Source organism: Microvirga tunisiensis, assembly GCF_009296175.1.
Taxonomy (GTDB): domain Bacteria; phylum Pseudomonadota; class Alphaproteobacteria; order Rhizobiales; family Beijerinckiaceae; genus Microvirga; species Microvirga tunisiensis.
The window spans coordinates 1-4,511 of the sequence record NZ_VOSK01000434.1; the positions used below are offsets into that span (position 1 = coordinate 1).

The window sequence follows — 4,511 nt, forward strand, 5'->3', positions numbered from 1 at the left end:
TGCGGATGAAGGGAGTGCATCACGTCCTCCTGCGGTGAGAAGCTCGGCGTCGCAGGCCGTCAAAGCGCCAAGTGTACTCCTCAATGGCGTAACGCACCCGATCCCAACAACGTTCCGCCACCAAACAACTAGGAGATGGCCCCAGCGTGTCATCATTTGGACCTGATCGCGGCTCATCAGATCGGCAAGGACGAGCCCCTCGGCAATACCTTTTAGGTATGCCTCATTGACCGGATCACCTCTTCCGGCAGCGGATTGGCTTAGATCACCCACGAGACGAATGATTTTTGCGATCTCGTCGCTGTTTTTGTCGTTCACGCAGGCACTCTTGGGGAAGGCTTCAAGACTCGACAGCTTGGGGCAGATCGAGCCTTACCCATGGGCGAAATTCCTTACCTTTCCGTTCCCCCTCCTTCTGTCCTCGACGATGTCGGAGGAAGGGATCGGATAAGGGTGAACGAGGGCTTGAGGCCGAAGTGCCTAAGCAGCTTCTCGGCTCTGCTCCATTTCGTCGAACTGTTCCCGATCGCCAATTGTCCGTTCCATCTGTTCCGGCAAAGAGTTCATGAGCGTGGCGAAGGCCAGCAGATCCGTCTCGGCGGCAGCGAGCAGTCTGGAGAGCGTTTCCGTCGATGGCCAGCGCTCTCGCCCATCGGAACTTACCCGCTTGGACGGGTTGAGCGAAGTCGCATCCAACCCAGCTTTTCGAGCGAGGCCAGACGTCGAAAGCCCGGATCGCTCGGCGAGCAAATCGATGGCCTGCCATAGATCTTCATGAGCAAACATCAGTTCTATCCGTACGCAATTATCAACGAATCAACGATGGTTGCGCCTATAGGGTACGAAACTGGCCTGAAGGTTGCGCACGGCTTACATCATTCGCCGCCTCCTCATCGCCAAGAGCTCGACGCCGAGGTCGAGTTTCCCAGATTTGATCATGCGGACGAGTGCCCGATAGTACCCTCCGGGATTCTTGATCCGGCTTTCTCCGCCATGCTTTGCGAGGTCATCCTCGTAGAGCTGCAGCGTATAGATCACGGCGATCGCCGTCCTGACGGTCCCGATGTCCTCCACCGCCTCGGCCCAGGCGCTCTCATGCGCCCCAAGGGAAGCGCGCAGGTAGCGGCCGGCGGAGACGATATCCGCCAGATCCCGCACCGGCTGGCCGAAATCGCTGAGGGTTGGGCAGGCCTCAAGGATCAATTCCGGTGATAGGTGCTCCGAGGTTTGTTCGGTTGGACGAACTGCCTCAGCTTTCTTCGGAAAGCCTTTGTTACAAGACTCGCTAGGAGATCCGTTGTTGTTATTAGTGTGACGGCATTCTTTGCCCCCATTGCCAGCATCAAAGAAAGCTTTCTCGCAGAGTGTCCTCAGGTCTTTCCACTCGTCGAGAGCATCCAGCGGCATCGCCTTGGAGACGCGCAAAGGCGTATGGGCTTTCAGAGTCCTGAGACGATCCTCAAGATCGGAGCGATCCAGATCCGGATAGTGCTCGGCAAGGGCGGACAAAGCCTCCTGGGCGGCCCGACGGGCGATGGTGATCTCGTCGAATGCGCGCTTGCGGGCTTCACGAACCTGTTTCTGTTCGATGAGACGCTCGGCCCACTCCCCTCGCCTGGCGTAGACAGGGGTCAGGTCGAACCCGAAGGCGTCGACGATCTCGCCTGCCAAGTCTTTGACAGCAAAGCGCTTCCCGTTGGGCGATTCCTTCGGGACGATCAGTTGCTGGTCGATCAAAACTCTAAAGGCATAGCGGACTGCCCGTTCGGACAGGCCGGTGCGGCTCATGAGGTAGTCGTTCGACGGCCAGACAAGCAGCCGCTCCCACTCCTGCTCGCCCCAGCAGGCGACGAGCTCGGACAGAACCGATCGGGGTCCGTTCCGCAATTCCAGGGCCTTGGCGGCGTCCCGAGCCGCCGCAGATAGTTCTTTCCGCGTTACCGTGCGCCCAGCGTCGAGCGCAAGTTCTCTCGCGGCCAAAGCAGCATGTCTCAGCCGCCGGCCTCCTGACGATGCGAGTTGCATCGTACCCTCCATGTTGAGGGCAAAGCGGGAGCGTTCACCGAAACCGATGCTCTTGACACTCAGCTTGTCGGGATGGCATAAGGAAGGTGCTTAATCATTCCATATGCCCACCCTCGCGGTGGTCTCCAAAGGCCCTCGAAGTGTCCAGCTTCGTGGGCCTTTTGCTTTGCCTAGTTTACGTCACGACATTTCGCTCCTTTCGGGCAAATGTGGCCTCGAGGGCATGGGTGATTGCTTCCTGCCGGTTCCTGAAACGACCGCTTTCGATGGCTTCATCGATCGCAACCCTAAGAGAACCGGGCACCCAAACGTTCATCTCGTGGTCTCCCCGCTCACGGCGAGACTTACGAAAGCGCTGAACACGTTCAGTATGCTTTGCATCAGGCATGGCATCCACCCATTACACTCGTGCCATCACGAGTGATGCCCGATTCCAGTTAGGGTGTGGAGTCGGCTAGCAAGAATCCATTCACAATAGATCGATTCAGCGGTGGGAAACTTCTTTGGCTGGAATCATTTAGCCCGAAAGGGCGAGTCAATTCGCATGTAAAGGCCCGGTTCCGGGTGATTCCAAGTTACACACTTGATTCGATGTCGCGTAGTATTCAGCCCGAAGTTCGACTCGCGATCCGGCATTATGATTCGGACGCGCAGCTGGAGGCATAGTTAAAGACTGTTAACGGAACTGTTCTGCAGCTTGGATATTTGAACTAGATTCTAGGCCGCCATAGGCAGGTCTGTTTTGGTCGGACGCGGCAGTCCCTTATCCATCCGCCGGCGGATCTCCTGGCGCGTGGAATGCGTCCCGCACGGGAAGACGTAGGCATGGTTCCCGTTGTGCCGCATGCGCCGGAAGGGCCCCTCCTGCAGGGCTCGACGGATGTAATCCGCCTCCGGTTCGCCAAGAGCGCGCGCTGGGGCTCCATGGGAGCGGAGGAACTCATAGGCGTAAGCAGCGCCCCGTTCGCCGTTCCGGAGCTTCGAGAGAGCGCGGGGAGAGACAATCGAGCCGTCGCGTGTCAGCCAATGGGTGCGAGGTGTGCCCCGTCCGACATAAATACTTGAGAACGCAACATAAATCTGCCCTATATGCCCGGCGTGAATGAGCGTCCCGGCCGAGGTGGTTCTGGGCATCGGGTCGCTATACGAGAGACACAGATCATACAATGGGCGGCGATCCGCCCGCTGCTTGTCCTGGGCGAGGAGCCGGAGAGCTCTTGATAAGAAGAAGGTTTCTCCGTTGCCTCCCACGTGATCCTTGAGAACAAATCGGCCGAGTTCACAGAATTTCGCCGCGGGAGTTGCACCATAAGCGGCGGCGGCCCTCGGTTGCATGGGAACGGAGAAGACAGCGACCCCGACCAGTTCCTGCTGGAAGGCAGCGGTTCTCTCGAACAAGCCATAGGCCGCGATCGCGGCCGGATAGGAGCCTGAATAGTGATGTCTGATCACGAAGTCTCTGGCGGCGGCGTCTCCGATTGGCGCGACAGAGAACTTGCTGGGGTCAATCGGCTCCTGAGAGGGACGGTAGGACGCGCGGCGGCTATTCCACCGCATCGATAGGTCGAAGAGCGATAGCTGGGTCATTTCCAAAGATGATTTGAGAGGGGAAGCTTGGAGAGCTGGTTAGAGGCGGCGCCTACCGCGACGGCCGAAGCCGAAAACAGAAAACCCTGCGCAGCGGGGGCTATGCTACGCAGGGTTCTCGGAGGACAGGATCAGTCAGGTTGATCCTTGAGGCCAGAGGTAGGCTCCGGCCCTTAACAAAAGATTATTGTGACGCGGGATCCACAGGCAGGAGCCTAAATGGCGTGATGGCAGTGTGTGGGATCGCTGCACTATACCGGACCTGGCCTGTGATCTTGAATATTGGGAACCAAGGGACCACACCGGCATCCCATTCGGCTTGCGTGTACCCCTGAGCCAGGATGTCGTCGGCCATGGTTTGAGCTTCTTGATCCATATCAGGAAGAAGGAGTTGCTGGTCTATGACCGAGGAATCGACTGCAAGGATGATCCAGTCAACGGGCCACTCTTCCCCACGATTGCATTCAGCATAGTTGGTGGCGATCCCGATCTCGTCGGTCAGGAAGACAACAGGCACATCCTTACTCGAATGCATGCTTGGTTTCAGGCCATGGTCTTTGATCTGACCATGAACATCGGGATCCCAGATGCCGTGATTGACTGTGGCTTTAGGATCGTATCGATAAAGAGGAGTCGCGTGATAGAGGGCACGGGGGAGAACAGCTGTCATCAGAAAACCAAAACCCCGCGCAGCGATGGAGCAGCTGCACGGGGTTCATTGGATTAAGGTCCACTGAGCGAAGACCTCAATGTCAGGGTGGCAGAGTATGGTTAATTGTCTGGATGCGAGACCTCCTTGGCATGAGCGATGACCTGGAGGGCTGGCGGCAACGCGTCTGCATCGGGTGGCTTGTAGCGGCGGTTGGCGAGCTTCGGCTCGGCAGCCAGGCGGCTTCGCA

5 protein-coding genes and 1 pseudogene are annotated in these 4,511 nt (G+C 58.0%); all 6 read right to left on the reverse strand.

Annotation, left to right across the window (positions count from 1 at the left end):
* The coding region (locus tag FS320_RS47330) for a hypothetical protein (protein ID WP_210252242.1) at window positions 1–318 on the reverse strand (318 nt) is incomplete at its 3' end.
* A 162-nt stretch (window positions 319–480) separates the two neighbouring features.
* Window positions 481–786 (reverse strand): helix-turn-helix transcriptional regulator, encoded by a 306-nt coding sequence (locus FS320_RS51185; protein WP_152717624.1) that lies wholly within the window; start codon window positions 784–786, stop codon window positions 481–483.
* An 84-nt stretch (window positions 787–870) separates the two neighbouring features.
* Window positions 871–2,025, reverse strand: coding sequence for a plasmid replication protein RepC (gene repC / locus FS320_RS38635; RefSeq protein WP_152717626.1), 1,155 nt, complete (start codon window positions 2,023–2,025; stop codon window positions 871–873).
* A gap of 717 nt (window positions 2,026–2,742) precedes the next feature.
* Window positions 2,743–3,612: a Mom family adenine methylcarbamoylation protein gene (locus FS320_RS38640; protein WP_152717628.1), complete on the reverse strand. Its 870-nt coding sequence runs from the start codon at window positions 3,610–3,612 to the stop codon at window positions 2,743–2,745.
* A 184-nt stretch (window positions 3,613–3,796) separates the two neighbouring features.
* Window positions 3,797–4,282, reverse strand: a complete 486-nt coding sequence (locus FS320_RS38645; RefSeq protein ID WP_152717629.1) for a hypothetical protein — start codon at window positions 4,280–4,282, stop codon at window positions 3,797–3,799.
* A 101-nt stretch (window positions 4,283–4,383) separates the two neighbouring features.
* Window positions 4,384–4,511 (reverse strand): annotated as a pseudogene (locus FS320_RS51190) (IS481 family transposase); the annotation flags it as partial.

Coding starts and splice junctions, on each gene's coding strand:
- FS320_RS51185 (WP_152717624.1), bottom strand. CDS start 786: ATGTTTGCTCATGAAGATCTATGGCAGGCCATCGATTTGCTCGCCGAG.
- repC (WP_152717626.1), bottom strand. CDS start 2,025: ATGCAACTCGCATCGTCAGGAGGCCGGCGGCTGAGACATGCTGCTTTG.
- FS320_RS38640 (WP_152717628.1), bottom strand. CDS start 3,612: ATGACCCAGCTATCGCTCTTCGACCTATCGATGCGGTGGAATAGCCGC.
- FS320_RS38645 (WP_152717629.1), bottom strand. CDS start 4,282: ATGACAGCTGTTCTCCCCCGTGCCCTCTATCACGCGACTCCTCTTTAT.